A 22,826-nucleotide genomic window follows, 5' to 3' on the forward strand; every position below is an offset into this window, starting at 1 on the left:
ACGATATGGAAAATTTTTTTGCGTCGTAAAAAATCATGCTGCGCGGCACAACTTCGCAATTGCGAGATAGGAAAAACCATTTCTTATTGCGAAATACAAATCGCATGTCATTGATTAATAAAAATAAAAAAGTTTTGCCCTTCCTGAGATAACCTCTGTTTCGCTCCCGTGGGTTTGCCTAGACTCTTATACAAGACCTCCCGAAACGGCACGCACCCTGCCCCCGTTTCGAGAACAGCATCCGCACCGTTCGATTCGACCGATCTGGCAACACACCGCATCAAGGAGCTCATCATGTCGCGACAGCAACAGGCACAGGAACTGCAGAAGCAATGGGAAACCGATCCGCGCTGGAAGGGCATCAAGCGCAGCTATACGGCCGAGGACGTCGTTCGCCTGCGCGGCTCGATCGCCGTCGCGCACACGCTGGCCAAGCGCGGCGCGGAAAAATTGTGGAACCTCATCAATGAAGAGCCGTTCGTCAACGCACTCGGCGCACTGACCGGCAACCAGGCGATGCAGCAGGTGAAGGCCGGCCTGAAGGCGATCTACTTGTCCGGCTGGCAGGTGGCCGGCGATGCGAACGTCGCGGGCGAAATGTACCCGGACCAGTCGCTGTACCCGGCGAATTCGGTGCCGCTCGTCGTCAAGCGCATCAACAACACGCTGACACGCGCCGACCAGATCCAGTGGTCCGAAGGCAAGAACCCGGGAGACGAAGGCTACGTCGACTTCTTCGCGCCGATCGTTGCGGATGCGGAAGCCGGCTTCGGCGGCGTGCTGAACGCGTTCGAACTGATGAAGGCGATGATCGAGGCAGGTGCATCGGGCGTCCACTTCGAGGACCAACTCGCGTCGGTGAAGAAGTGCGGCCACATGGGCGGCAAGGTGCTCGTGCCGACGCGCGAAGCGGTCGCGAAGCTCTCGGCGGCGCGTCTCGCAGCCGACGTGATGGGCACGCCGACGGTGCTCGTCGCGCGCACCGACGCGGAAGCCGCGGACCTGATCACATCCGACATCGACGACAACGACAAACCGTTCCTGACGGGCGAGCGCACGGTCGAAGGCTTCTTCCGCACGAAGCCGGGCATCGGGCAGGCGATCTCGCGCGGCCTCGCGTATGCGCCGTACGCCGATCTCGTCTGGTGCGAAACGGGCAAGCCGGATCTCGAGTACGCGAAGAAATTCGCGGAAGCGATCCACAAGCAGTTCCCGGGCAAGATGCTGGCGTACAACTGCTCGCCGTCGTTCAACTGGAAGAAAAACCTCGACGACGCGACGATCGCGAAGTTCCAGAAGGAACTCGGCGCGATGGGCTACAAATTCCAGTTCATCACGCTGGCCGGCTTCCACGCGCTGAACTACTCGATGTTCAATCTCGCGCACGGCTATGCGCGCACGCAGATGAGCGCGTTCGTCGAACTGCAGCAGGCCGAGTTCGCCGCGGCGGACAAGGGCTTCACGGCGGTCAAGCATCAGCGCGAAGTCGGCACCGGCTACTTCGACGCGGTCACGCAGACGGTCGAGCGCGAAGCGTCGACGACCGCGCTGCACGGCTCGACCGAAGACGAACAGTTCTTCGACGGCAAGAAGGTCGCATAACGCGCGAAAGCGTCACGCCGATGCCCGCCCGTCACGCGACGGCGCGGCATCGGCCGCACGGAACAACAATCAGGGAGGAGACGGCAGGCGCGCGGTGACACGTGCGACCCGCCGCGCGGCCTGAGGCCGCCAGCAACGATGCGCGCCGGCTTCGTCCGGCGCGCCTTTTTTCAGCGGCGCTGCCGTGTCGCCGCCCGCGCGGCCATACACGGCGCCGCGTCTATCGATAGACGATCACCGGAATTTTCGTATGGGTCAGCACGCGCTGCGTTTCGCTGCCGATCAGCAGACTGCCGAGCCCGCGGCGTCCGTGCGACGCCATGAAGATCACGTCGCAACCGCCGCGTTCGGCCGCCTCGATGATGCCGAGGTACGGAGACGGATGCACGCTGGTCCAGGTGTCGCAGGCGACGCCGGCCGCCTTCGCGGCCGCCTGCACGTCGTCCAGGTGCGCGCGCGCCTCGCGCTCGCTGCGCGCCCGGAAATCGGCGGGCGGCTCGATGATCACTTCGGAGAACGGCGAGTACGGATACTGCGGCAGGCACGCATAGGCCGTGACCTGCGCGCCGACCGCGCGCGCCAGGTCGATCGCGCCGTCGATCGCCTTCTGCGACAGCTCGGAACCGTCGGTTGGAACGAGGATGTGCCGGAACATCGCGCCCTCCTGCGTCAGTTGCACCGCGTGCGCCGCGAACCCATGCGGGCCGGCCTCGGCGCGTCGCGCATGCCAGTTTCGATTGTAGTGCGCGAAACCGGGCGACCGGCGCCGGCAGCGGGTTCGCCCTCATATCGGAAACGCGCGGACGGGCGCGCCCTACTCGCCCCAATACCCCGGCCGCTCGTACGTATGTTTCAGGTAATCGAGAAACAGGCGCACGCGCAGCGGCAAGTGGCGACGCTGCGGAAATACAGCGTGGATGCCGATCGGTGGCGCCGCGAACGCATCGAGCACGCTCACGAGGCGCCCGGCCGCGATGTCGTCGCCGACCTCCCACCACGAGCGCCATGCCAGCCCATGTCCGGCGAGACACCACTCGTGCAGCACCGCGCCGTCCGAGCATTCCATCGTGCCGTTCACGCGGATCGACACGACCTTGTCGTCCTCCTGGAACGCCCAGCCGCGCTGCTGGTTCGCGTTCGCGGCAAGCGCAAGGCAGTTGTGACGCGCGAGTTCGGCGAGCGTGGCCGGCGTGCCGCGCCGCGCGAGATACGCGGGGGACGCGACGCACACGCGCCGGTTCTCGCCGAGCTTCAGCGACACCAGCGACGAATCGGGCAACTCGCCGAGCCGCACCGCGCAATCGAACCCTTCGTTGACGAGATCGACCATCCGGTCGGACAGGTCGAGCGTGACCGACACGTCCGGATGCGCGCCGCTGAATTCGGGCACCAGCGGTGCGACGTGGCGTCGGCCGAAACCGGCCGGCGCGGAAATGCGCAAGTGGCCGCTCGCCTTCACGCCACCGGCGGACACGCTCGCCTCGGCGTTCTGCATGTCGTTGATGATCCGCTGGCAATCCTCGAGGAACGCCGAACCCTCGAAGGTCAGCGTGAGCTTGCGCGTCGTGCGCACCAGCAGCTTGACGCCGAGCCGCTCCTCGAGCGCGTCGAGACGGCGGCCGATGATCGCCGGCGCGACGCCCTCCGCGTGCGCGGCGGCCGACAGGCTGCCCTTTGCCGCGACCGCGGCGAACGTTTCGATCTGTTTGAACCGGTCCATGACTCGCCAGCGTGGCGCTCCCGCCCTTCGGATAGCTTGAGCGGTCAAGATTATGTATATGAAAGTAAAAGATCAAGTGATGATTAGCATCTTTTTTGGTACCTGTTATCACGAATAGAATCGACCCGACCTCTGAAACTGGAGCGCAAGGCTATGTCGGCCACAACGACACTCTCCTCTCCCGACGCAATCCTCTTCGACGCATTCGGCACGTTGTTCGACGTGCATGCGGTCGTGGCTGCGGCAGAGCAGATGTTCCCCGGCCAAGGGGAACGGTTGTCGCAGCTGTGGCGACGCAAGCAAATCGAATACTCGCAGCTGCGCACGCTCGCCGATCCGTCCGGCGCCCGCTATCGCCCGTTCCGCGACATCACGCTCGACGCGCTGCGGTTCGCCGCGCGCCAGCTCGGAGTCGCGCTGAACAGCGCGGCCGAGAAGCGGCTGATGGACGAATACGCGTGCCTGTCCACCTATCCCGACACGGTGCCCGCACTGCGCAAGCTGCGCGCGCTCGAACCGCGCCCGCCGCTCGCGATTCTGTCGAACGGCAACCCGGAGATGCTCGACATCGCGATCAAGAGCGCCGGCATGACCGGCCTGTTCGATCGCGTGCTGTCGGCCGATGCGGTGCGCGCATACAAGCCGAGCCCGGCCGTGTACGCACTGGGCACCGCCGCGTTCGGCGCGAACCCGCGCGACATCGTGTTCGTGTCGTCGAACGCCTGGGACGTCGCGGGCGCCGCGTGGTTCGGCTACACGACCTTCTGGCTCAACCGCACGGGCGCGCCCGCCGAGGAGCTCGGCGTGCCGCCCGACGGCACCGGCAGCGGCATGGCCGACCTGCTCGCATTCCTCGCCACCCCGGCTCCGTCCGGCAGACCCGCGAACCGCGCGCGCCCCGGCCCGGGCGCATGACGTTCGCGGCGCTGCCGCCTTCCCCCTTCACCGAAACCGCAACTGACCGACCAAGGAGATGAGACTCATGAGCACCCCGATCACGCTGCCGCAGGGCATGGCGATCACCGGCGAAATCAAGCCGGGTTACGAAGCGATCCTGACACCTGAAGCGCTCGCGCTCGTCGCGGCGCTGCACCGCGCGTTCGAGCCGCGCCGCCAGGCGCTGCTGCAGGCCCGCGTCGAGCGCACCAAGCGCCTCGACGTCGGCGAACGCCCCGATTTCCTGGCCGATACGAAGGCGATCCGCGAAGGCGACTGGAAGGTCGCGCCGCTGCCGGCCGACCTGCAATGCCGCCGTGTCGAGATCACCGGCCCCGTCGAGCGCAAGATGATCATCAACGCGCTGAACTCGGGCGCCGATTCGTACATGACGGACTTCGAGGACTCGAACGCGCCGAGCTGGACGAACCAGATCGACGGCCAGATCAACCTCAAGGACGCCGTGCGCCGCACGATCTCGCTCGAGCAGAACGGCAAGTCGTACCGGCTGAACGACAAGGTCGCGACGCTGATCGTGCGTCCGCGCGGCTGGCACCTCGACGAGAAGCACGTGACGGTCGACGGCCAGCGCGTGTCCGGCGGCATCTTCGATTTCGCGCTGTTCCTGTTCCACAACGCGAAGGAACTGATCGCACGCGGCTCCGGCCCGTACTTCTACCTGCCGAAGATGGAAAGCCATCTCGAGGCGCGCCTGTGGAACGACATCTTCGTCGCTGCACAGGAGGCAGTCGGCGTGCCGCGCGGCACGATCCGCGCGACGGTGCTGATCGAGACGATCCTCGCGGCGTTCGAGATGGACGAGATCCTGTACGAACTGCGCGAGCACAGCTCCGGCCTGAACGCCGGCCGCTGGGACTACATCTTCTCGGCGATCAAGAAGTTCAAGAACGACCGCGACTTCTGCCTGGCCGACCGCTCGAAGATCACGATGACGGTGCCGTTCATGCGGGCGTACGCGCTGCTGCTGCTGAAGACCTGTCACAAGCGCAATGCGCCGGCGATCGGCGGGATGAGCGCACTGATTCCGATCAAGAACGATCCGGAAGCGAACGAGAAGGCGATGGGCGGCGTGCGTTCGGACAAGCAGCGCGATGCGACCGACGGATACGACGGCGGCTGGGTTGCGCACCCGGGCCTCGTGCCGATCGCGATGGAAGAATTCGTCAAGGTGCTCGGCGACAAGCCGAACCAGATCGCGAAGCAGCGCGACGACGTCCAGATCGAAGGCCGGAATCTGCTCGACTTCCAGCCCGAAGCGCCGATCACCGAAGCCGGCCTGCGCAACAACATCAACGTGGGCATCCATTATCTCGGCGCCTGGCTCGACGGCAACGGCTGCGTGCCGATCCACAACCTGATGGAAGACGCGGCGACCGCCGAGATCTCCCGCTCGCAGGTGTGGCAGTGGATCCGCTCGCCGAAGGGCGTGCTCGACGACGGCCGCAAGGTCACCGCCGAGCTTGTTCGCGAGTTCGCGAAGGCGGAGCTCGAGAACGTGAAGCGCTCGGTCGGTGGCAACACGCAGCCGTACGAGCGCGCCGCGGCGATCTTCGAACAGATGTCGACGTCGGAAGGCTTCACCGAATTCCTGACGCTGCCGCTGTACGAGGAAATCTGACGCGGACGGGCTCGCCCGAAACTGCCGCCGCTCGCACGACACGGCGGCATGAAAAAAGCGCCCCGCGGGGCGCTTTTTCGTTTGCCATGCAGCCGTTCGCCGCGCGGCGCTCAGGCGGCTTCCCGTTCGCGCCGGTGCTGAACCCAGTCGCCCGACGCAATGCGCGGACGGTCGGCTACCGCATGCGCGGCCACCGGGTAGTAGACGCACGCATAGGTACGGCCGCCGAGTTCGACGGTCACCGGCTCCTGCCGGAAGAGCGTGTCGACGCCCGGATAGATGCGCTCGATCTCGTCGAGCACGGGCACCAGTTGCTCGTCGATCTCGTAGACGTCGCCCCATACGAGCGACTGGCCGGCCGGCGCGGCGACCATGCCCGGATACGTGCCGAAATCGTATAGTTCGCCCGGCAGCGCGGCCGCACCGAGCAGCGTCGGCGCGGCGACACCGTGCCGCGCGGCCGCATGGCCGATGTCGTTGGCTTCTCCCGCTCTCAACGTGCCGTAGACGAATACGTAGCGCATTGTGGTTCTCCTCTTCTTTCAGGTGTTGCCGTGCCGGGCCTCGCGGCCGCGCCGCGGGCGCCGGCGTTGTCGGGGCGCCGCTCGCGCGAGGACGCGCCCGCCTTGATAGACCGCGTCGGCGGCCCGATGGTTCTGTTCGGCACGACGCGGCGCGCTCGCCCGAACCCGGCTTGCGCCGGCCCGAACGCGTGCGGTCGCATACAAAGTTCATTTGAACGGTGCATTATCGGCCGAAAAACCGCCGCATGCGCCTGCGCGGCGCCTTCTAAAATAACGGCATCGCCGCCGCGCCGACCGAATCGTCCATGAATCCGCCTGTCCAAGCCGACGCATCGAATCCCTACGACGTCATCGACATCCCGCCCGAGTTCGCGCCAACCCGCGTTCATCCGATGCGCGTCCGGGCGCGGCAGGTCGGTGCCGGCCGCCGGATCCCGCTGCACACGCACGCGTGGGCGCAACTTGCGTATGCGTCGCGCGGCGTGCTGCGCGTCGCGACGACCGGGACAACCTGGATGGTGCCGCCTTCGCGGGCGATCTGGGTGCCGCCGCACGTCACGCACGAGGTCGTGATCGTCGAGGAAGCGTACTTGCGCACGCTGTATATCGATGAGTCGGTCGTGCCGGACGGGCTCGACGCATGCCGGGTCGTCGAGGTGACTGGCTTGCTGCGCGAACTGATCGTCGCACTCGACGCGCGCGACCTGAGCGGCGAGCGCGAACGGCTGCTGGGCGGGCTCGTGCTCGACGAACTGAGCCGCGCCGAACCACTGCCGCTCGCGGTGCCGATGCCCGACGAAAAACGGCTGCGCATGCTGTGCGAGTCGGTGCTCGCTCAGCCCGCCCACGCGGAATCGCTCGAACACTGGGCGAGCGAGGTCGGCGCGAGCACGCGCACGATTTCGCGGCTGTTCAAGCAGGAACTGGGCGTGAGTTTTTCGCAGTGGCGCCAGCAGGCGCTGCTCGCGCGCGCGATTCCGTTGTTGAACCAGGGACGTCCGCTATCGCACATCGCACGCGAACTCGGCTATCAGAGCCAGAGCGCGTTTTCGGCGATGTTCCGGCGCGCGTTCGGCGAAAGCCCGCGCGCGTTCATGCTGCGCGGCTACGAGCATCGCGGCGCGGAAGACAGCATCGGCACCGACGAGATCCCCGACAACGATGCGATTGGCACGGCCTGCTGATCGCCGCCGTGTTGTGTTTGGCCTTGCCGTTACACGGTCAGACCGCGCGCACCATGTGGCGGATCGAGCCGAGTTGCGCCAGCCTTGGCCCGGTGACGCGGTACCCCATGCGCTGATAGAGCCGTGCGGCCGGATTGTCGACGAACACGCGCAACTGCAGTTCGCGCAGCCCCCGCGCGCGCGCCCAGCGGTGCGACATGTCGAGCATGTAGGTGCCAGCACCCTGCCCGCGATGACCGGCTGCGATCTGCACGTCGCGGATGTGCAGCGAGTCGCCCTCCTCGGTCACGCGCAGCACGCCGATCCGTTCGCCGTCGGCTTCCAGGATGAAGTTTTCGGATTCGCGCCAGCTCGCATAGAACAGGTCGCTGCGCCAGACGAGCCCATGGCGCTTGTAATAGCCGCCCATGTTGCCGTGCGTGAGCGCCTCGGCAAACGGAAAATCGCCGGGCTCCGCTGGCCGGAGCTGATAAAGCAATCGCAGGTCGGTCGGATCGAGCATCGCGCGGGGGGTCAAGTACGCATCCCGCCACGATAGCGCAGTCGCGGGCCGATGCAATCGCGAATTTCTCGTAGCGCCCCGCGGATCTTCGATGCAAATGAAAAAGCCCGCACGAGGCGGGCTTTTTCATTTTCTGGCGGAGCGGACGGGACTCGAACCCGCGACCCCCGGCGTGACAGGCCGGTATTCTAACCGACTGAACTACCGCTCCAGTCTTGCTTCTTGCCTGGCAGGCGTCGGTTACTTCCTGCCGGCGCATCGTTTGTTCGAACGACGCCGAAATCTGGCGTCCCCTAGGGGATTCGAACCCCTGTACTCACCGTGAAAGGGTGATGTCCTAGGCCTCTAGACGAAGGGGACAACGTACTGCTTACATCTTTAATGCAAAAGCCCGTTCAAAACGTTCATTTGAACGGGCTTCGTTCTGGCGGAGCGGACGGGGCTCGAACCCGCGACCCCCGGCGTGACAGGCCGGTATTCTAACCAACTGAACTACCGCTCCAGCTTTCTGCACCGTTACCTGCAGGACGTCGGTTACGTTCCTGCAAGCCTCGCAACATTTCTACTACGAAACGCCGCTGAATCTGGCGTCCCCTAGGGGATTCGAACCCCTGTACTCACCGTGAAAGGGTGATGTCCTAGGCCTCTAGACGAAGGGGACAACGTACTGCTTACATCTTTAATGCAAAAGCCCGCTCAAAAACGTCTTGAACGGGCTTCGTTCTGGCGGAGCGGACGGGACTCGAACCCGCGACCCCCGGCGTGACAGGCCGGTATTCTAACCGACTGAACTACCGCTCCAACTTTCTGCACCGTTACCTGCAGGACGTCGGTTACGTTCCTGCAAGCCTCGCAACATTTCTACTACGAAACGCCGCTGAATCTGGCGTCCCCTAGGGGATTCGAACCCCTGTACTCACCGTGAAAGGGTGATGTCCTAGGCCTCTAGACGAAGGGGACATGATCTTTTCAGATCTGTCTGACTTTCGCTATTCACTCATCGTCAACAGCGAAGGCCGAAATTCTAACTGCTTTAAATCATTTTGTGAAGCATTTATTACTACCACTGCTTCGCAAATCAATCCATTCTGCTCTGATGGTGGAGGTAAGCGGGATCGAACCGCTGACCTCTTGCATGCCATGCAAGCGCTCTCCCAGCTGAGCTATACCCCCTTGCAGAACAGAAGTGAGATTATATGGACCGAATTTGAACTTGTAAATACCCTTTTTGCGATTCGAGCGAATTTTTTTGCGAAGCCACCGTGACGTCGCCTACGAGCGGCTTCGCCCTCGCCGTCAACCTCAGGCCAGCGCACCCTCGATACGCGACACCACGACGTCGCGCCCGAACAGCACGAGCACCGCATCGATCGACGGCGTATGCGTCGTGCCCGCCACCAGCAGGCGCACCGGCATCGCGAGCTGCGGCATCTTCAGCTTGTGCGCACCGAGCGTTGCCTTCAACGCGGCGGACACCGCCTCCTTCGTCCAGTCGGCTGCTTTCAGCGCGGCGACGAGGTCGGCCAGCGCCGGACGCACCGCGTCGGTTACGTGCTGTGCGAGCGCGTCGGCGTCCGGCGCCGGCACGCGGTAGAACATCGCGGCGCCTTCGGCGATCTCCTTGACCGTCGTCGCGCGATCCTTCATCAGGCCCACCACCGCATCGAGCGCGGGACCCGTCGCGATCGCTGCGTCGTCGATGCCGAGCGCGTCGAGGAACGGTTTCGCCAGCGCGGCGAGGCGCGCGTTATCCGCTTCCTTGATGTAATGGGCGTTCAGCCAGCTCAGCTTGCTGTGGTCGTATTGCGCGGGTGACTTGCCGAGATGCTCGAGGTCGAACCATTCGACGAACTGCTCACGCGAGAAGATTTCCGCGTCGCCGTGCGACCAGCCGAGACGCGCAAGGTAGTTGACGACGGCCTCCGGCAGGAAGCCGGCGTCGCGATACGCCATCACACTCATCGCACCATGCCGCTTGCTCATCTTCTCGCCCTGCTCGTTCAGCACGGTCGGCAGGTGCGCATAGACGGGCGGCTCGCCGCCGAGCGCGCGCAGGATGTTGATCTGGCGCGGCGTGTTGTTCACGTGGTCGTCGCCACGGATCACGTGCGTGATGTTCATGTCCATGTCGTCCACGACCACGCAGAAGTTGTAGATCGGCGTGCCGTCCGGACGCGCGATCACGAGGTCGTCGAGTTCCTCGTTCGAGATCTCGACACGCCCCTTCACCGCGTCGTCCCACACAACCGTACCGGTCAGCGGGTTGCGGAACCGCAGCACGGGCTTCACACCGGCCGGCGGCTCGGGCAGCACCTTGCCCGGCTCCGGACGCCACGTGCCGTCGTAGCGCGGCTTGAGGCCGGCCTCGCGCTGGCGTTCGCGCAGCGCGTCGAGCTCCTCGGCCGACATGTAGCACGGGTACGCGAGGCCCTTCTCCAGCATCTGCGCGAGCACCTCGCGATAGCGGTCCATCCGCTGCATCTGGTAGATCGGGCCTTCGTCGAAATCCAGGCCGAGCCATTGCATCCCCTCGAGGATCGCATCGACGGCTTCCTGCGACGAGCGTTCGACGTCGGTATCCTCGATACGCAGCACGAACGTGCCTTTCATCTTGCGCGCGAACGCCCACGGATAGAGCGCGGAGCGGATGTTGCCGAGGTGGATGAAGCCGGTGGGACTCGGCGCGAAGCGGGTACGGACAGGACGGGTCATAAACGGTAACTCGAACGCCTGGGGCGCATGAATGATTCGACGCGGGATCGACGGCGACAGCCCGGACAGCAATGGGGCCGGCCGCGCCCGGAACGGGAAAGAAGCCGGAATTATACTCGCGCCGGTCTTCGCGCCAAGCGCGCCGCTTGCTTTATGATGTGCGCGCCGCGGCCGCCAGCCGGCGCCGCGCCGGCCGCGCGGTTTGTACCGCACGGGCCGCTCGGAACCTATCGCCGCCGCGGGCCGCCCGGCCCGCCGCCAAGCCGCCGGAGAACCATTCGATGTCGTCCCCTCGCCTGTCGCGCCGTCACTTCACGATCGCATGCGCATCCGCCAGCCTCGCCGCCTGCACGTCGTTCGGCGACAAGTCCCGCCCCGGCAACGCCGCGAATCCCGCGCAGTCGCGCGAAAAGCCCGTGAAGATCGGCATCGCGCTCGGCGGCGGCGCCGCCCGAGGCTTCTCGCACATCGGCGTGCTGAAGGCGCTGGAAGCGCGCGGCATCCCGATCGAGATCGTCGCCGGCACGAGCGCGGGCTCGGTGGTCGGGGCACTGTACGCGTCGGGGATGAGCGGGCTGCAGATCAACAAGATCGCGCTCGACATGGACCAGGCGGCGATCAGCGACTGGGCGCTGCCGTTCCGCTCGCGCGGGCTGCTGCAGGGCGTCGCGCTGCAGAACTTCCTGAACAAGACCCTCAACAACCGGCCGATCGAAAAGATGGCCAAGCCGCTCGGTGTCGTCGCAACCGACCTGCAGAACGGCCAGCCGATCCTGTTCCAGCAGGGCAATACGGGGCTTGCCGTGCGCGCGTCGTGCAGCGTGCCGTCGGTGTTCGAGCCCGTGAAGATCGGCAACCGCGAATACGTCGACGGCGGCCTCGTGAGCCCGGTGCCCGCGTCGTTCGCGCGCAAGATGGGCGCGAACTTCGTGATCGCGGTCGACATCTCGTCGCGACCGGACGGCGCGGCGACCAACAACCCGATCGAGATGCTGCTGCAGACTTTCACGATCATGGGTCAGACGATCAAGACCTACGAGCTCGACAAATACGCGGACGTCGTGATCCGCCCGAATCTCGCGGCAATGGGCGGCAGCGACTTCAACCAGCGCAATGCGGCCATCCTCGCAGGCGAGGAAGCGGTCGCGCGCATCATGCCCGAGCTGCAGCGCAAGCTTGCGGCAGCGCGCGGGGCAGCAGCGGCATAAGCGGACGCATCGCGGAGGGCGGCGCGTAACAGGCCGCCAGCGACGGCGGCGCCCAACTCACCGCTTTCGCGACCCAAAAGCAAAAAACCCTGCCGCCTTTCGGTGACAGGGTTTTTTTGATCCGGCCGATTGCCGGCGAGCGTCAGTTGCTGCCGTTCGCCGCGTCGTCGCCGATCGTCGCGCGCACGCGCTGGCGCAGATCGTCAGCCTTCATCGGGAACGCCGACTCGATCCGGCGCGCACCGGTGAAACGCTTTTCCCAGTAGCCGCTGTCGAGATCGTCGACGCGAACCGTGCTGCCCGTCGACGGCGAATGCACGAACTTGTTGTCGCCGATGTAGATGCCGACGTGCGAGAACGTACGGCGCATCGTGTTGAAGAACACGAGGTCGCCCGGCTTCAGGTTGCTCATGCTGACCTTCTCGCCGACGCGGCTCATCTCTTCCGCGCGACGCGGCAGCGACATGCCGAGCGTGTCCTGGAACACGTAGCGCACGAAGCCGCTGCAGTCGAGGCCGGAATCCGGCGAGTTGCCGCCCCAGCGGTAGCGCACGCCGATCATGTTCAGCGCGCCGACGACCACATCGCCCGCCTTGCCGGCCATGCCGGCGAGGAACGACTTCGCACCGCCGCTCGACGGCTGCGCGCTGGCCTGCTGCACGGAGGAATTCGATCCGATCTGAGTCGAATTCGTGACATTCTGGTTAAAACTGCTGACTTCGTCGGCGAACGCGCCGGGAGCTGCCGCGAACAGGGCGCCGATAAACAGCCCGGCGAGGGTGTGCGCGCATGCCTGGGTCAGGGATCGATGCTGCATTGGTCGATGGAATGTGCTTAAAAATCAGCTGATTGGCGGAAAATTTCGGTCGATACTAGCCAGCGCGTAATCGTTTGTCAAAACAAATTAAAAAATACAATCGAGATAGTCAGACCATTGGACGCCTATCACGCTTTCCAGACCGCTTTCAACAGCTTTTGTGTGTAAGGATGTGACGGATTCGTGAAGATATCGGCCACGTCTCCCGACTCGACGATCGCCCCGCCCTGCATCACCGCGACCCGATGCGCCATCGCGCCGATTACCTCAAGGTCGTGGCTGATGAATACATAGCCAAGGTTGTATTTCTGTTGCAAATTCGCGAGCAGTTTCAGCACCTGCTGCTGGATCGACACGTCGAGCGCGGAAGTCGGTTCGTCGAGGATAAGGATGCGCGGCTCCAGCACGAGCGCCCGCGCGATCGCGATCCGCTGGCGCTGTCCGCCCGAGAACTCATGCGGATAGCGATGCAGCACCGTGCGGTCGAGGCCGACTTCGCGCAGCACGGCCAGCGACTTCGCGCGGCGCGCGTCCGGCGTCAGCTCCGGGCGATGCAGTTCGAGCCCCTCGCCGACGATCCGCTCGATCGTGTGACGCGGCGACAGCGAGCTGAATGGGTCCTGAAAGACGACCTGCATGTTCGAGCGCAGCGCGGTCTGTTCGCGGCCGCGGTAGGTCGACAGCGCCCGCCCCTGGAATTCGATCTCGCCGTGCGCCGTCCTTTGCAGCCCGAGCAGCGCCATCGCGAGCGTCGACTTCCCGGAGCCGGATTCGCCGACGATCCCGAGCGTCTCGCCCTGCCGCACCGACACGGACACGTCCGCGACCGCCGTCACGGGCGTCGTGCGGAACCAGCCCGCGAAGCCCGGCCGCTTGCGCGCGAACTGCACGCTGACGTGACGCGCATCGAGCACGACGGGCGCGATCGGCAGCACCGGCGCGACCGTGCGCTGCGGCCGGCTGTTCAGCAGCCGCCGGGTATACGGATGCTCCGGCTCCGCGAAGATCCGCCCGACCGGCCCGCTTTCGACCAGCTTGCCGCGCTCCATCACCGCGACCCGCTCGGCGAAGTGCCGCACGAGATTCAGGTCATGCGTGATCAGCAGGATCGCCATCCCGCGCTTTTCCGCCTCATCGCGCTGCAGCTCGAGCAGCAGGTCGACGATCTGCGCGCGGATCGTCACGTCGAGCGCGGTGGTCGGCTCGTCCGCGAGCAAGAGGCGCGGCCGGCATGCGAGCGCCATCGCGATCATCGCGCGCTGCCGCTGGCCGCCCGACAACTGGTGCGGGTAACTGTCGACGCGCTTCTCCGGCTCGGCGATGCCGGTGCGCGCGAGCAGCGCGATCGCGCGCTTGCGCGCCTCGCCCGCCGTCACGCCGTCGTGCAGCACGATCGTCTCGCCGATCTGCGCGCCGATCGTGTACAGCGGGTTGAGCGCCGTCATCGGCTCCTGGAAGATCATCGCGATGTCCGAGCCGCGCAGCCCGCGCATCTCGCGCTCGCTCTTGCCGGCGAGGTCGTGCCCGGCGAAGCGGATCGTGCCGCTCACGTCGGCGTCTCGCAGCAGCCGCAGGATCGACAGCGCGGTCACGCTCTTGCCCGAACCCGACTCGCCGACGAGCGCGACGCGCTCGCCGCGGCCGATCGCGAGCGTCACGTCGTCGACGGCCACCGTGTCGCCGAAGCGCACGTGCAGATGCTCGAGCGACAGCAGCGGTTCGCCTGGCGGCGGAGATGCGCAAGTCGTGCTCATCGCTGCCCTCCCGCCGCACGCACGGAATCGGCGATCCGCGTGTCGAGCGCGTTGCGCAGCGCGTCGCCCATGAAGGTCAGCAGCAGCAGCGTCGCGACCAGCACGCCGAAAGTCGACAGCGAGATCCACCACGCGTCGAGATTGCCCTTGCCCTGCGCGAGCAGCTCGCCGAGGCTCGGCGTCGGCGGCGGCACACCGAGCCCGAGGAAGTCGAGACTCGTGAGCGCGAGGATCGCACCGCTCATCCGGAACGGCAGGAACGTGATCACCGGAGTCATGCTGTTCGGCAGCACGTGGCGCCAGATGATCTGCCAGTTCGTGAGCCCCATCGCGCGGGCCGCGCGCACGTAGTCCTGCGTGCGGTTGCGCAGGAACTCGGCGCGCACGTAGTCGGCCAGGCCGATCCAGCCGAACAGCGACAGCAGCACGATCAACAGCAGAAAGCTGGGCTCGAAGATCGACGCGAAGATGATCAGCAGGTACAGCTCAGGCAGCGAACTCCAGATCTCGATCAGCCGCTGCCCGACGATGTCGATGCGCCCGCCGAAGAAGCCCTGCACCGCGCCCGCCGCGATCCCGAGCAGCGTGCCGATCGCGGTCAGGATCAGACCGAACTCGACGGACACGCGGAACCCGTACACGAGCCGTGCGAGCAGGTCGCGCCCCTGCGCGTCGGTGCCGAGCCAGTTCGCGCGCGACGGCGGCGCCGGGTTCGGCACGGTCGAGAAGTAATTCAGCGTGTCGTAGTAGTAGCGGTTCGGCGGATAGACGACGAAGTTGCCTGGCGCCTCGAGCCGCTTGCGCACGTACGGATCGAGATAGTCGGCCGGCGTCGGGAAGTCGCCGCCGAAGGTGGTTTCCGGATACGCATGGAACATCGGGAAATAGGTCTGGCCGTCGTAGCGCACGACGAGCGGCTTGTCGTTCGACCATAGCGGCGCCGCGAGGCTCGCGGCGAATGCGACGACGAAGATCACGAAGCTCCAGTAGCCGAGGCGCTGCTGGCGAAAGCGCTGCCAGACCCGGCGCGCGGGCGACGGCGACACGCGCGCGCGCGCCGCGTCGATGCGGGACGACACGACGGCCCGGTTCATCGCGCACCTCGCCCGGCGAGCGCGGACAGGCGGACGGGCGCGCCGGCAAGCGGCGTGCTGGCGGACGGTTTCATGTCAGCGCTCCAGATTGTCGAATTGAATGCGCGGGTCGACCCATACGTAGCAGAGGTCGGAAATCAGCTTGGTCGCGAGCCCGATCAGCGTGAACAGGTACAGCGTGCCGAGCACGACCGGATAGTCGCGCCGCACGACCGACTCGTACGACAGCAGCCCGAGGCCGTCGAGCGAGAACAGCGTCTCGATCAGCAGGCTACCCGTGAAGAATGCGCCGATGAACGCGGCCGGAAACCCGACGATCAGCGGCAGCATCGCGTTGCGGAACACGTGCTTCCACAGCACTGTGCGTTCGGCGAGGCCTTTCGCACGCGCGGTCAGCACGTATTGCTTGCGGATCTCGTCGAGGAACGCGTTCTTCGTCAGCATCGTGACGACCGCGAAACTGCCGACGACCGAGGCGGTAATCGGCAGCGCGATGTGCCACAGATAGTCGAGCACCTTGCCGGCGAGCGACAGCTGCGCGAAGTTGTCCGACGTAAGCCCGCGCAGCGGGAACAACTGCCAGAACGAGCCGCCGCCGAACAGCACGAGCAGCAGCACGCCGAGCACGAAGCCCGGAATCGCATAGCCGATCAGCACGACGAGGCTCGTCGCGACGTCGAACGGCGAGCCGTTGCGCACGGCCTTCGCGATGCCGAGCGGCACGGAGATCAGATAGGTGACGAAAAACGTCCACAGCCCGATGCTGATCGACACCGGCAGCTTCTGCACGATCAGCGACCACACGCTCTGATGGCGAAAGTAGCTGTCGCCGAGGTCGAAGCGCGCGAAGCGCTTCAGCATCAGCCAGTAACGTTCGAGCGGCGGCTTGTCGAAGCCGTACAGCGCCTTGAGCTGCGCGAGCTGCTGCGCGTCGACACCCGTATGCGCACGCATCCCGAACGGCGTCGCGCCCTGCTCGGTTGCGCCCTTGCGCAGTTCCTGCACGGCCTGTTCGACCGGGCCGCCCGGCACGAACTGGATCACCGCGAACGTGAGCGTGAGCACGCCGACGAGCGTCGGGATCATCAGCAGCAGGCGTTTGAGGATGTAGCTCCACATAGGGCGTCGACTCGCGATCGATAGGCTGGGTTGAACGAAGGGCCGGCAGGCTTCAGTGATCGGGCTTGGCCCACCACGTCGACACGACCCAGCCCTCGGCCGAATAGTACAGCGGCAGCGTCTGCGGATAGCCGAGCGTGCGCTTGTACGCGATCCGGTGCGTCGTGCTGTACCACTGCGGAACCGCGTAATACCCGTGCATCAGCACGCGATCGAGCGCGTGCGTCGCGTCGAGCAGGTCGTCGCGCGTCTGCGCGGTGCCGAGCGCATGCAGCAGCGTGTCGACGGCCGGCGACTTCAGGCCGATGATGTTGTCGGAGCCCGGTTCGTCGGCGAATTTGCTGGCGTAGCGGGAGAACTGCTCGGCGCCCGGCACCTGCACGCCCGGCAGGCGGACCGTCGTCATGTCGTAGTCGAACGCGTCGAGCCGCTTCTGCAGCAGCGCGTAATCGGCCGTGCGAAAGCGTGCGTCGATGCCGAGCTTCGCGAGATTGCGCTGATAGGCGGTCACGACGCCTTCCATCGCCGCGCCCGAATCGTCGAGGATCTCGAACGTGAACGGCTCGCCCTGCGCGTTGCGCAATGCGCCGTCGCGGTAGGTCCAGCCGGCCTGCGCGAGCAGCGCGCGCGCCTTCAGCAGATTCGCGCGCAGCGAGCCCGGCGGGTTCGTGTTCGGCTGCGTGACCATCGGCCCGAACACGGCCGGGTCGAGTTGCGCGCGCAACGGCTCCAGCAGTTTCAGCTCGCCCGGGCCCGGCGTGCCGGTCGCCTGCAGGTCGGTATCGGCGAAATAGCTGTCGAGACGCGTATACGCGCTATAGAACAGCTGGCGGTTCAGCCATTCGAAGTCGAACGCGAGATCGAGCGCCTGACGCACGCGCACGTCGCGAAACTGCGGCCGGCGCAGGTTCATGAAGAAACCCTGCATGCCCGCGCCGTTGTGCTGGCGGAATTCGCGCTTGACGAGCTCGCCGCTGTCGAAGCGCTTGCCGACGTCGCGCCGCGTCCAGTTGCGCGCGATGTATTCGACCAGCACATCGTACTCGCCGGCCTTGAATGCCTCGAGTCGCGCGACGCCGTCGCCGTATAGCTTGTAGACGATCCGCTCGAAGTTGTCGGTGCCGATGCGCACCGGCAGATCGGCGCCCCAGTACGCAGGATTGCGCCGATACGTGATGGTGCGGCCATTGTCGTAGCGCTCGATCAGGTACGGGCCGCTGCCGATCGGCTGCTCGAACGCGAGCTGGTCGAAGGGAATCCGCGACCCGTCCGCGCGCAGCCCCCACTTGCGCGAGAACACCGGCACGCCGCCGGCAATCAACGGCAGCTCGCGGTTCGCGCTGCGGAATTCGAAACGCACGGTCGCGGGATCGACCACCACGGCCTTCGCGATTTCAGCGAAATACGCGCCGAACTGTGGTGCGGCGAGCTTGCTCTTCAGCGTGTCGAACGAAAACCTGACGTCCTCGGCCGTGACCGGGTCGCCGTTCGAAAAGCGCGCGCGCGGGTTCAGGTGGAACGTGACCGAGCGGCGGTCCGGCGCGACCGCTATGTCGTCGGCGAGCAGCCCGTACGCGGATGCCGGCTCGTCCATGCTGCCGGTCGCAAGGCTCTCGAACAGCAAGTCGATGCCCGGCGCGGGGTTGCCGCGCATCGTGAACGGATTGAACTTGTCGAACGACGTCAGCCGGTTCGGGTTCGCGAGCACGAGCGTGCCGCCCTTCGGCGCGTCCGGGTTCACGTAGTCGAAGTGCTTGAAGCCCGGCGGATATTTCGGCTCGCCGTACTGCGCGATCGCATGGGCCGCATGCGCGGCCGTCGCGGCGAGTATCGCCTGTATTGCCCATGCTGCCGCCGTGCGGCCGGCGGCCCGTACTGCACGCGCGGTGGCGGCCCGGGGCGAACCCTTCGTCATAGAGGCCCTGTCGGTCGATTGAGGAATGGAACGTGGGTCGATTCTACCCATTCAATTCGACGTCGAGCGAGCCCGAGCACACGTCGTGCGTGGCGCCAGCGCATCGCAACCGCCGCGCGCGGCCCGCGCGGGCAAAAGAAAACCGCCACGCGGGCGGTCTTCATTTCATGCGCGCACGCGCCAGGCGTGCGCCACATGTCGATCAACGCCAGCCGTTGTGGCGGCCGTTATCCCAATGACCGTGATCGCGATCGCCACCCCAGCCGCGGCCATGATGGCGATACCACTCGTCGCGGCCCCAGTAGCGGCGGCCGTCCCAGTAACGGTCGCCGTGCCAGCCGATCACGATCGCCGGTGCCGGCGCGTAGACGGGCGCCGGTGCATACACGGGCGCCGGCTGGTAGACGACCGGCGGAGGCGGCGGTGCATACACGGGCGCGGGCGCGACGTAGACCGGAGCCGGAACGCCGACGTTGATCCCGACATTGACTCCCGCCATTGCTGCGCCCGACACGAGCAAGGCCGTCATACCGGTCAAGAGCGAGGCAACACGCAAAGTCTTCATGGATTCCTCTTCGAGTTGTTTCATGTGTGATTCGACTATAGCGACAAGCGCCGTCGTCGCATATTTCAAGTTTGTAAGAACTGATGCGCAGCATCGCAGCGCGAAGCACCCGCTAACGTCTTGTAACATTTGGTGCCCGGCCCGCCTGGCTGCGCCGGTCGCGGGCCCGCTCCGCCCTTCCTCAGACATCTTTCATCCTCGCCCGCGGTCGTCAAGCGGCACCGCGCACACTCCGCGAGCCGATGCGGGCTCGCGCCACGCTTCGGGTCCTCGCCGACAGGCCGGCGCCCCGCGCCGGCGGACACCTCGCCGCTGCTGGAACTCGTCGGACTCGCGCTCGCGCGCCCCTATACGTTCATCGTCCATGCGCTGCTGATCCTGATCGCCGAGCCGCTCGCGACCGTGCGCACGCCGACTGACATTTTCCCCGACGTCCGGATTCCGGTCATCAGCGTCGTCTGGAACAATGCGGGCCTGCAACCGGCCGACATGGCCGGGCGCATCGTCACGTACCACGAGCGCCCGCTCGGCACGGCGGTCAACGACGTCGCACATCGAGTTGCAGTCGCGCGGCACCCGGCATACGGGCACCCGGCGGCGATGCCCGAATCCGGGTGGGCGTCGCACCGTCACCCGCCCGCATCGAATCTGAACCCGAAGCGCGCAACCGTCTCGATGCGTGCGGAAAACGCGTGCACGGCGAGCTTGCGTCTCAGCCGCACGATCAGTGCGTTGACGGTTTCGGGTTCGATATCCGCCTCGTCCCATGCGTAACGCAGCACGGCATCGCGCCCGACCGGCCGCCCCGCCTCGCGCAGCAGGCATTCGACGACGCGGAATTCCCGCGCGCTCAGCGCCAGCCGCCGGCCCCGCTCCTCCAGCGCGCGCGTGGCCGCGTCAAGCCTCACCGGCTCGCGTCGCGCGACGATGCCCGAGCGGCGCCACAACGCACGCAAGCGTTCGTGCAGTTCAACGAATGAACAAGGTCGAACAAGACATACGTCGCATCCGGCGTGCAGCAGCCGCGCGCGTCGTTCGGGCGTCGCACCGGCGACAAGCACGGCGATGGCCGCACCGCCGGCCGATGCGGCAAGCCGCGGCAATATCTCGAGCGGCACCCCGGCGGCAGTCGCATCGGGTTCGACCAGCACGATTGCGTCGAAGCGGTCCTGCGTCGCCGCGAAGCAGCCGTCGCGCCATCCGTCGACACGCTCGACGCCGTGCATGCTTTCGCGAAACGCCTTGTCGAGTCGCGCCGCTTCCGGCGTCGCGGGAGAAATCAGCAGGATGCGCATCGACCGTGCTCCGGTGCGTTCATCCGAGCGAGCGCGGCCAGCATTCGACCGTGATCGCCGTGCCGGCCGGTTGCGAATCGCCGATCCGCAAAGCAAAGCCGTGTACGCGCACCACCGCCGACACGATGCTCAATCCGAGCCCCGAACCGTGCACGTGACGCGTGCGCTCGCCGCGATAGAAACGCTCGAGCACCGCGTCGCGCTCGTCGGGTGCGATGCCGGGCCCGGTGTCGTCGAACCGCACGAGCGGGCCATTCGGCGTCATGTGGAGCGCAACGCGCACGCGGCCGCCGGGCGGCGTGAACTTGATCGCGTTGTCCGCGAGATTGCTGAACGCCTCGAACAGCAACGCGCGGTCGCCATGAATGCCATCGACGGGCATCGCATCGAGTTCGAACGCTACGCCGCCTACGTCGGCCAGCGGCTCGTACAAATCGAATACGTCGCGCAGCAGCGCCGCGACGTCCACCGCGGCGAAACCGCCGCGCCGGCTCAGCGTCCCGATCTCGGAGATGCGCAGCATCGCGCGAAAGCGCTCGAGCAGCCGGTCGGTTTCATCGCGCGCCGATGCCAGCAGTTGCGCCGACGCCGGATCGTGCGCGCAATGCGGCTGCTCGGCGAGCCGCGCCAGCATCGTATGCACGCGCGCGAGCGGCGTGCGCAGATCGTGTGCGATGCCGTCGCAGGTATGACGCACCTCGCCCATCAGCCGCTCGACTTCGTCGAGCATGTGATTCACGAGATGCGCAAGCAGGTCGAGTTCGTCGTAGCGCCCCACCGGAAGCCGTTTGCCGAGATCGCCCTCGGCGATCTGTCGCGTGACGCGCCGGATCGCCGCGACGCGACGCATCTGCCGCACGCCCAGCATGCTGCCGCCCGCGATGCCCGCGATCAGGATCAGCACCCCGCCGATCACGAGCCCGCGGATCGCGACCTCGCGAATCTGGATGAAATGGGACAGGTCGCGCGCGACCACCAGCGTCATCCCGTTGTCACGGTGCACAACCATCGCGCGCGTGACCAGCGCGGGCTGGCCGTCGAGCCGCACGAGCGTGCGGTCCAGCGTGCGTCCCTGCCGGTCGGCGCGCAGCACCGGCAGCGTCGCGATGTCACCTGCCACGCGGCGCCCGGCCGCGTCGAACAGGCCGTAGAAACTCGTATGCAAGCGTTCATGCTCGAGCCGCTGGTGGATCGCGAGCGGCAGCTCCGCATCGGGAATCGAATCGAAATAGATCAGTTGCCATGCGAGCACTTCGTCGGTGTCGCGCGTCATCGTATGCGTCGCGGCGACGTTGACCACGCCCGCGAGCAACAGCAGCGAAACCGAGAAAATCGCCGCATACGCGCACAGCCAGCGAAACGTCGTCGTATGCCAGCGGCGCGTGAAGTTCGCCGCACGGGTCGCATCCATCCGTGCCCCCGTCATCCGAGCATGTAGCCCGAGCCGCGCACGGTCTGGATCATCGGTGCGACGCCAGGCGGATCGATCTTCTTGCGCAGCCGTCCCATGTGGACATCGATCAGGTTGGTGCCCGGATCGAAGTGATAACCCCACACGGCTTCGAACAGCATCGTGCGCGTGATGGTTTGCCCCGCATTGCGCATCATGAATTCGAGCACGCGAAACTCGGTGGGCAGCAAAGCAATCTCGTCGGCGCCGCGGCGTGCGCGACGTGAAATGAGATCGAGCTCGAGCGCGCCGACCGTCAGCAGCGTTTGCTGTGGCACGCCCGACGCTTGCCGGCGGCGCAACAGCACCTCGATGCGTGCACTCAGCTCGCCCGAATCGAACGGCTTGGTCAGGTAGTCGTCGCCGCCCGCGCGCAGCCCGCGGATGCGCTCGTCGACGTCGCCGAGCGCGCTGAGCATCAACACCGGCGTATCGATGCCGACCGTGCGTATCGCGGTCAGGATCGCGAGGCCGTCCGCGCCCGGCAGCATCCGGTCGAGCGTGATCGCATCGTAGGACGCGCTCATCGCGCGCATCATCCCTTCCCGGCCGTTGTCGATCCAGTCGACTTCGAACCCGCGCGCGGTCAATTCGCCAACGATCTCGTTCGCGGTCACCGCATCGTCTTCGACCGTCAGTACTCGCATGCATGTCCTCGCAATGGATGTCACGACGCGCGCATCCGATGCGCGCGCAACTATCGTAGACGCCTCGATCGCCATCCGGCGGAAGATGAAAATAGCTTCATCCGGCATCGGGCGAGCGCGGGTGAAACATGTTTCATCCGTGC

The 22,826-nt window shown here is 66.0% G+C and carries 19 protein-coding genes, 7 tRNA genes and 1 pseudogene; 6 read left to right on the forward strand and 21 right to left on the reverse strand.

The features are described 5' to 3' along the window. Positions 1–294 precede the first annotated feature (294 nt). Positions 295–1,602, forward strand: coding sequence for an isocitrate lyase (gene aceA, locus WI26_RS09735; RefSeq protein WP_069225840.1), 1,308 nt, complete (start codon positions 295–297; stop codon positions 1,600–1,602). 220 nt (positions 1,603–1,822) lie between these two features. Here the strand turns inward: aceA and WI26_RS09740 are convergent, their stop codons facing one another. Beyond that, positions 1,823–2,257, reverse strand: coding sequence for a universal stress protein (locus tag WI26_RS09740; RefSeq protein WP_059464423.1), 435 nt, complete (start codon positions 2,255–2,257; stop codon positions 1,823–1,825). A 159-nt stretch (positions 2,258–2,416) separates the two neighbouring features. Beyond that, the gene (locus WI26_RS09745; RefSeq protein WP_059464231.1) at positions 2,417–3,322 is read right to left on the reverse strand and encodes a LysR family transcriptional regulator; all 906 of its coding nucleotides are present in this window, start codon (positions 3,320–3,322) and stop codon (positions 2,417–2,419) included. A 153-nt stretch (positions 3,323–3,475) separates the two neighbouring features. Here WI26_RS09745 and WI26_RS09750 point away from each other — a divergent pair, with 153 nt between their 5' ends. Continuing rightward, positions 3,476–4,237: a haloacid dehalogenase type II gene (locus tag WI26_RS09750; protein WP_059510888.1), complete on the forward strand. Its 762-nt coding sequence runs from the start codon at positions 3,476–3,478 to the stop codon at positions 4,235–4,237. Between the two features lie 67 nt (positions 4,238–4,304). Then, positions 4,305–5,897 (forward strand): malate synthase A, encoded by a 1,593-nt coding sequence (aceB, locus tag WI26_RS09755; RefSeq protein WP_069226394.1) that lies wholly within the window; start codon positions 4,305–4,307, stop codon positions 5,895–5,897. A 110-nt stretch (positions 5,898–6,007) separates the two neighbouring features. Here the strand turns inward: aceB and WI26_RS09760 are convergent, their stop codons facing one another. Further along, positions 6,008–6,421: a gamma-glutamylcyclotransferase family protein gene (locus WI26_RS09760; RefSeq protein WP_059464229.1), complete on the reverse strand. Its 414-nt coding sequence runs from the start codon at positions 6,419–6,421 to the stop codon at positions 6,008–6,010. 305 nt (positions 6,422–6,726) lie between these two features. Between WI26_RS09760 and WI26_RS09765 the strand changes: the two genes are divergently transcribed. Further along, a complete protein-coding gene (locus tag WI26_RS09765) occupies positions 6,727–7,605 on the forward strand; it encodes an AraC family transcriptional regulator (RefSeq protein ID WP_069225841.1) in 879 nt (292 codons plus the stop codon). Between the two features lie 37 nt (positions 7,606–7,642). On the opposite strand, the gene WI26_RS09770 is transcribed toward WI26_RS09765, so the two are convergent. The 9 genes from WI26_RS09770 to gltX all read right to left on the reverse strand — a co-directional run bounded on the left by WI26_RS09770 (position 7,643) and on the right by gltX (position 10,819). Continuing rightward, a complete protein-coding gene (locus WI26_RS09770; RefSeq protein ID WP_059464227.1) occupies positions 7,643–8,107 on the reverse strand; it encodes a GNAT family N-acetyltransferase in 465 nt (154 codons plus the stop codon). 134 nt (positions 8,108–8,241) lie between these two features. Then, a tRNA-Asp gene (locus WI26_RS09775) sits at positions 8,242–8,318 on the reverse strand. A gap of 73 nt (positions 8,319–8,391) precedes the next feature. Further along, positions 8,392–8,467: transfer RNA gene (locus WI26_RS09780), tRNA-Glu, on the reverse strand. Between the two features lie 65 nt (positions 8,468–8,532). Beyond that, positions 8,533–8,609, reverse strand: a tRNA-Asp gene (locus tag WI26_RS09785). A gap of 83 nt (positions 8,610–8,692) precedes the next feature. After that, positions 8,693–8,768 (reverse strand) — tRNA-Glu (locus WI26_RS09790). 63 nt (positions 8,769–8,831) lie between these two features. Next, positions 8,832–8,908 (reverse strand) — tRNA-Asp (locus WI26_RS09795). Positions 8,909–8,991: 83 nt separating this feature from the next. Beyond that, a tRNA-Glu gene (locus WI26_RS09800) sits at positions 8,992–9,067 on the reverse strand. A gap of 137 nt (positions 9,068–9,204) precedes the next feature. Beyond that, positions 9,205–9,280: transfer RNA gene (locus WI26_RS09805), tRNA-Ala, on the reverse strand. A 129-nt stretch (positions 9,281–9,409) separates the two neighbouring features. Beyond that, a complete protein-coding gene (gltX, locus tag WI26_RS09810; protein WP_059537936.1) occupies positions 9,410–10,819 on the reverse strand; it encodes a glutamate--tRNA ligase in 1,410 nt (469 codons plus the stop codon). Positions 10,820–11,100: 281 nt separating this feature from the next. On the opposite strand from gltX, the gene WI26_RS09815 reads away from it, so the two are divergent. After that, positions 11,101–12,027 carry a patatin-like phospholipase family protein gene (locus WI26_RS09815; RefSeq protein WP_069225842.1) on the forward strand — a complete coding sequence of 309 codons (927 nt, stop codon included), beginning with the start codon at positions 11,101–11,103 and terminating at the stop codon, positions 12,025–12,027. A gap of 142 nt (positions 12,028–12,169) precedes the next feature. Here the strand turns inward: WI26_RS09815 and WI26_RS09820 are convergent, their stop codons facing one another. The 6 genes from WI26_RS09820 to WI26_RS09845 form a co-directional block, all read right to left on the reverse strand. Then, positions 12,170–12,844 (reverse strand): C40 family peptidase, encoded by a 675-nt coding sequence (locus tag WI26_RS09820; protein WP_069225843.1) that lies wholly within the window; start codon positions 12,842–12,844, stop codon positions 12,170–12,172. A gap of 128 nt (positions 12,845–12,972) precedes the next feature. Then, positions 12,973–14,598 carry an ABC transporter ATP-binding protein gene (locus WI26_RS09825; RefSeq protein WP_069225844.1) on the reverse strand — a complete coding sequence of 542 codons (1,626 nt, stop codon included), beginning with the start codon at positions 14,596–14,598 and terminating at the stop codon, positions 12,973–12,975. Continuing rightward, positions 14,595–15,692, reverse strand: a complete 1,098-nt coding sequence (locus WI26_RS09830; protein ID WP_059464142.1) for an ABC transporter permease — start codon at positions 15,690–15,692, stop codon at positions 14,595–14,597. The genes WI26_RS09825 and WI26_RS09830 overlap by 4 nt, the downstream gene beginning before the upstream one ends. Before the next feature lie 75 nt (positions 15,693–15,767). Further along, the gene (locus WI26_RS09835; protein WP_069225845.1) at positions 15,768–16,811 is read right to left on the reverse strand and encodes a microcin C ABC transporter permease YejB; all 1,044 of its coding nucleotides are present in this window, start codon (positions 16,809–16,811) and stop codon (positions 15,768–15,770) included. 52 nt (positions 16,812–16,863) lie between these two features. Continuing rightward, positions 16,864–18,726, reverse strand: a complete 1,863-nt coding sequence (locus WI26_RS09840) for an extracellular solute-binding protein (RefSeq protein WP_059537931.1) — start codon at positions 18,724–18,726, stop codon at positions 16,864–16,866. Between the two features lie 202 nt (positions 18,727–18,928). Next, positions 18,929–19,291 (reverse strand): hypothetical protein, encoded by a 363-nt coding sequence (locus tag WI26_RS09845; protein WP_059464222.1) that lies wholly within the window; start codon positions 19,289–19,291, stop codon positions 18,929–18,931. Between the two features lie 312 nt (positions 19,292–19,603). On the opposite strand from WI26_RS09845, the pseudogene WI26_RS32965 reads away from it, so the two are divergent. Beyond that, a pseudogene (locus WI26_RS32965) lies at positions 19,604–19,846 on the forward strand (efflux RND transporter permease subunit); the annotation flags it as partial. Between the two features lie 74 nt (positions 19,847–19,920). On the opposite strand, the gene WI26_RS09855 reads toward WI26_RS32965, so the two are convergent. From WI26_RS09855 to WI26_RS09865, 3 genes are read right to left on the reverse strand one after another with little or no spacing between them, the layout of a single operon-like run. Then, a complete protein-coding gene (locus WI26_RS09855) occupies positions 19,921–20,586 on the reverse strand; it encodes a response regulator transcription factor (protein ID WP_059510879.1) in 666 nt (221 codons plus the stop codon). Between the two features lie 19 nt (positions 20,587–20,605). Continuing rightward, positions 20,606–21,997, reverse strand: coding sequence for a sensor histidine kinase (locus tag WI26_RS09860; RefSeq protein WP_069225847.1), 1,392 nt, complete (start codon positions 21,995–21,997; stop codon positions 20,606–20,608). Between the two features lie 11 nt (positions 21,998–22,008). Next, positions 22,009–22,683, reverse strand: a complete 675-nt coding sequence (locus WI26_RS09865; protein ID WP_069225848.1) for a response regulator transcription factor — start codon at positions 22,681–22,683, stop codon at positions 22,009–22,011. Between the last annotated feature and the right edge of the window lie 143 nt (positions 22,684–22,826).

Source organism: Burkholderia diffusa, from assembly GCF_001718315.1.
Lineage (GTDB): Bacteria > Pseudomonadota > Gammaproteobacteria > Burkholderiales > Burkholderiaceae > Burkholderia > Burkholderia diffusa_B.

Coding starts and splice junctions, on each gene's coding strand:
- WI26_RS09765 (WP_069225841.1), top strand. CDS start 6,727: ATGAATCCGCCTGTCCAAGCCGACGCATCGAATCCCTACGACGTCATC.
- WI26_RS09855 (WP_059510879.1), bottom strand. CDS start 20,586: ATGCGCATCCTGCTGATTTCTCCCGCGACGCCGGAAGCGGCGCGACTC.
- WI26_RS09770 (WP_059464227.1), bottom strand. CDS start 8,107: ATGCTCGATCCGACCGACCTGCGATTGCTTTATCAGCTCCGGCCAGCG.
- WI26_RS09815 (WP_069225842.1), top strand. CDS start 11,101: ATGTCGTCCCCTCGCCTGTCGCGCCGTCACTTCACGATCGCATGCGCA.
- WI26_RS09830 (WP_059464142.1), bottom strand. CDS start 15,692: ATGAACCGGGCCGTCGTGTCGTCCCGCATCGACGCGGCGCGCGCGCGC.
- WI26_RS09750 (WP_059510888.1), top strand. CDS start 3,476: ATGTCGGCCACAACGACACTCTCCTCTCCCGACGCAATCCTCTTCGAC.
- WI26_RS09835 (WP_069225845.1), bottom strand. CDS start 16,811: ATGTGGAGCTACATCCTCAAACGCCTGCTGCTGATGATCCCGACGCTC.
- WI26_RS09740 (WP_059464423.1), bottom strand. CDS start 2,257: ATGTTCCGGCACATCCTCGTTCCAACCGACGGTTCCGAGCTGTCGCAG.
- WI26_RS09865 (WP_069225848.1), bottom strand. CDS start 22,683: ATGCGAGTACTGACGGTCGAAGACGATGCGGTGACCGCGAACGAGATC.
- WI26_RS09840 (WP_059537931.1), bottom strand. CDS start 18,726: ATGACGAAGGGTTCGCCCCGGGCCGCCACCGCGCGTGCAGTACGGGCC.
- aceB (WP_069226394.1), top strand. CDS start 4,305: ATGAGCACCCCGATCACGCTGCCGCAGGGCATGGCGATCACCGGCGAA.
- WI26_RS09860 (WP_069225847.1), bottom strand. CDS start 21,997: ATGGATGCGACCCGTGCGGCGAACTTCACGCGCCGCTGGCATACGACG.
- aceA (WP_069225840.1), top strand. CDS start 295: ATGTCGCGACAGCAACAGGCACAGGAACTGCAGAAGCAATGGGAAACC.
- WI26_RS09845 (WP_059464222.1), bottom strand. CDS start 19,291: ATGAAGACTTTGCGTGTTGCCTCGCTCTTGACCGGTATGACGGCCTTG.
- WI26_RS09820 (WP_069225843.1), bottom strand. CDS start 12,844: ATGCAGCATCGATCCCTGACCCAGGCATGCGCGCACACCCTCGCCGGG.
- WI26_RS09825 (WP_069225844.1), bottom strand. CDS start 14,598: ATGAGCACGACTTGCGCATCTCCGCCGCCAGGCGAACCGCTGCTGTCG.
- gltX (WP_059537936.1), bottom strand. CDS start 10,819: ATGACCCGTCCTGTCCGTACCCGCTTCGCGCCGAGTCCCACCGGCTTC.
- WI26_RS09745 (WP_059464231.1), bottom strand. CDS start 3,322: ATGGACCGGTTCAAACAGATCGAAACGTTCGCCGCGGTCGCGGCAAAG.
- WI26_RS09760 (WP_059464229.1), bottom strand. CDS start 6,421: ATGCGCTACGTATTCGTCTACGGCACGTTGAGAGCGGGAGAAGCCAAC.